This window comes from Angustibacter speluncae, from assembly GCF_054777815.1.
The window spans coordinates 1-3,288 of sequence record NZ_BAAHAF010000109.1; the positions used below are offsets into that span (position 1 = coordinate 1).

A 3,288-nucleotide genomic window follows, 5' to 3' on the forward strand; every position below is an offset into this window, starting at 1 on the left:
CCGGCGCGGCTGCGGTCACCGGTGGCGTCACCGGCAGCGCCACGACGAGCACCGGCACGGCCTGCGCGGGCGCACCCTGCTGCGGCTGCGTGGCCGGCGGGACGTCGGTGCCCGCGCCGGAGCCGCTGTCGGCCGCGGTGCCGTCGGCCGTCCCGACCACCGGGTCCGCGGGAGCTGCAGCGGCCTCCAGCAGCGACGCGAAGTCGTCCGGACCCGCGGCGTGCTCGCCGCTCGGGACGGACCGGGCGGACGCGGCGGCCCGCTGCGGCGCGGCCGGCGCGGCGACCGCCAGCGAGGGCAGGTTCACGCGGTCCCTCCCAGCAGCGCCGACACCTTGCGCACGTAGTTCTGCGTCTCGGCGTACGGCGGCACGCCCCCGTAGCGGCGGACCGCACCGGGGCCGGCGTTGTAGGCGGCCAGGGCCAGGTCGAGCGAGCCGAACGTCCGCAGGTGGTCGCGCAGCAGCCGCGCGGCACCGTCGACGGCCTGGGACGGGTCGAGCGGGTCGACGCCGAGCCCGCGGGCGGTCGCCGGCATGATCTGCATCAGGCCCTGCGCACCCGCGGGGCTGACGGCCTTCGCGTTGCCGCCGGACTCGACCTGGGCGACGGCCGCGAGCAGGCCGGCCGGCAGGCCGTACCGCGCGCTCGCCGCGTCGAACAGCGGCTGGTACTGGCGCACGCCGGACGAGACACCAGCGGGCAGAGCGCCTCCCGCGCCGGACGGCGACGCGACCGGGGTCGCGGAGCGCTCGGGGAGCACCCGGCGGATCGAGGTGGGCGTCTCGTAGACCGGACCGATCTTCACGACGTCACCGGTGCGCGGCGCGTGCAGCATCTTGCCGTCGCCGACGTAGATGCCGATGTGGCGGCTGCCACCCATCACGATCAGGTCGCCCGGACGGGCGTTCTCCAGGCCCTTGACCTCGGTGCCGAGGTGGCGCTGGTCGGCGACCACGCGCGGCACGTCGACGCCGATGTCCTTCATCGCGCGCTGCACGAGCGCGGAGCAGTCGAGCCCGGACGCCGGATCGGTGCCGCCCCACTTGTACGGCACGCCGAGGTACTTGCGGGCCGACTCGATGAGCTTCTCGCCGCTGGGGCCACCCGCCGACGCCGTCGTCGAGGCGTCGCCCGCGCCGAGGGCGGAGGACAGCTCGCCGGCGAACGCGGTGCCGCGGGCGGCGGAGGCCGCGGTCGGCGCCTGCAGCTGACCCATCATCATCTGCAGCTCCGCGATGCGGGACTGCACGGCCAGGACGCCGTTCACGACAGGTCCCCGTCGCCGGCGGGCGGGCGGGTGGTGGTGTGCTCGTCGAGGCGGCGCTGCTCGGCGTCGCGCTCGGCGGCGACCCCGTCGGCGCGGTGCCGGTCCTCGAGGTGCTCCAGCGCCTTGGTCCGCATCCGGGCCGACCGCCAGACGTCGGTGGCCTGGCCCGCCTCGGCGGCGGTGCGCTCGGCGTGCTCGGCCGACTCGATCGTGGCGGTGCTCAGGGCGGCGCGCGCGGCGGCGGCCGCCGTCCAGGCGAGGGGGCTCGCCTCCTCCGGCATCCGGTGCCCGGCCAGCGCGAGCTGGTAGCGACGGCGCAGGTCCTGGGCGTCGCGGTTCGCCGCGTTGGCGCGGGCGAGGTCACCGGCGGCGTCGTCCTGCTGGCGCTGCCGCAGCCGCAGCAGGGCGGCGAGCCGGAACGGGGTCACCGGGCACCACCCAGCGCCGAGGCCACGTGGGACAGCCGCAGCCACGACTCCGCGACGGGCGCGACGTCGTCGACCCGCTGCTGCAGCAGCGCCTCGACCGCGGGCCACGCGGCCAGCGCGGCGTCCACAACCGGGTTGCTGCCGCTCACGTACGCGCCGACGTCGAGCAGGTCTCGCACGTCGCGGCGCGCGGCCATGGCGCGCCGGAGCGTCGTCGCGTCGGCGCGCTGCTGCTCGGTGGTGACCCGGGTCGCCACGCGCGAGACCGAGCCCAGCACGTCGACGCTCGGGAAGTGGCCGGCCGTCGCGAGCGCGCGGTCGAGCACGACGTGGCCGTCCAGGATCGAGCGGGCGGCGTCGGCGACGGGCTCGTCGTGGTCGTCGCCGTCGACGAGGACGGTGTAGATGCCGGTGATCGAGCCGGTGATGCCCGGGCCGGCCCGCTCGAGCAGCCTGGGCAGCATCGCGAACGTCGACGGCGGGTACCCGCGGGTCGCGGGCGGCTCGCCCGCCGAGAGCCCGATCTCCCTCTGCGCCATGCAGAACCGGGTCAGCGAGTCCATCATCAGCACGACGTCGAGGCCCTGGTCGCGGTAGTGCTCGGCGATGCGGGTGGCGGTCATCGCCGCCCGCAGCCGGACGAGCGCGGGCTCGTCGGAGGTGGCCACGACGACGACGCTGCGCGCCAGGCCCTCGGCGCCCAGGTCGTCCTCGAGGAACTCGCGCACCTCGCGGCCGCGCTCCCCGATCAGGGCGAGGACGACCACGTCGGCCTCCGAACCGCGGGCGATCATCGACAGCAGGCTCGACTTGCCGACGCCCGACCCGGCGAACAGCCCGAAGCGCTGACCGCGACCGGCGGGGACGAGGGTGTCGAGCACGCGGACCCCGAGCCCGAGCGGCTCGCGGACGCGCCCGCGCAGCAACGGGTTCGGCGGTGTGCCGTGCACGTCGACGAGCTCGGCGCCCTCGACCGGTCCCCGCCCGTCGACCGGCCGTCCGAGCCCGTCGAGGACGCGGCCGAGCAGGCGCCCGCCGACCGGCACGCGCAGGCGCGAGCCGGTGACGCGCACGGGGAGACCGGCGCGCAGCCCCACCGGGTGCGCGAGCGGCATGCACCGCACGCCGTCGGGCTGGACGGCGACGACCTCGGCCGTCACCCCGCCCTCCGGCGTCGACACCTCCACGAGGTCGCCGACGCCCGCCTCGACGCCGGTGACGTCGATGCCGAGACCCACCACGGCGCGCACTCTGCCGAGCCGCTCGGGGCGGCAGGCGGGCACGGCGGCGGCGAGGCGCTCGGCCAGGGTCCCGGTCGACGGGGTGCCGGTGGCGACGGTCATCCGAGCAGCACCGTCCGGGCCCGCTCGAGACCGGCCCGGAGCAGCACCTCGACGGTGCCGCCGCCGTGCTGGAGCACCGAGTCACCCTGCGACAGAGCGGGATCGGCGACGACGGTGACGTCGACGGGGACGTCCTCCGCCGTCAGCGTCGCGGCGTCCGCGGGGTGCAGGCGGACGGTGGCGGGGCCGCCGGCCGCGCCCGCGAGCAGCGCCCGACGCAGCGCCGCCCGGCCGGGGGCCTGCGCGGC

General features: G+C 77.3%; 4 protein-coding genes and 1 pseudogene. All 5 read right to left on the reverse strand.

The genetic code is table 11. The features are described from left to right. Window positions 1-307: pseudogene (locus ACYVKY_RS13415) on the reverse strand (hypothetical protein); the annotation flags it as partial. Next, on the reverse strand, window positions 304-1,269 hold the full coding sequence (locus ACYVKY_RS13420) for a transglycosylase SLT domain-containing protein (RefSeq protein ID WP_460435495.1): 966 nt from the start codon (window positions 1,267-1,269) through the stop codon (window positions 304-306). The gene ACYVKY_RS13420 and the pseudogene ACYVKY_RS13415, both read right to left, overlap by 4 nt. Continuing rightward, window positions 1,266-1,697: a flagellar FliJ family protein gene (locus ACYVKY_RS13425; protein ID WP_460435496.1), complete on the reverse strand. Its 432-nt coding sequence runs from the start codon at window positions 1,695-1,697 to the stop codon at window positions 1,266-1,268. The genes ACYVKY_RS13420 and ACYVKY_RS13425 overlap by 4 nt, the downstream gene beginning before the upstream one ends. Beyond that, window positions 1,694-3,040 (reverse strand): FliI/YscN family ATPase, encoded by a 1,347-nt coding sequence (locus tag ACYVKY_RS13430; protein ID WP_460435497.1) that lies wholly within the window; start codon window positions 3,038-3,040, stop codon window positions 1,694-1,696. Before ACYVKY_RS13430 ends, ACYVKY_RS13425 begins: the two co-directional genes overlap by 4 nt. Then, on the reverse strand, window positions 3,037-3,288 hold a 252-nt coding region (locus ACYVKY_RS13435; protein WP_460435498.1), incomplete at its 5' end, for a FliH/SctL family protein. The genes ACYVKY_RS13430 and ACYVKY_RS13435, both read right to left, overlap by 4 nt.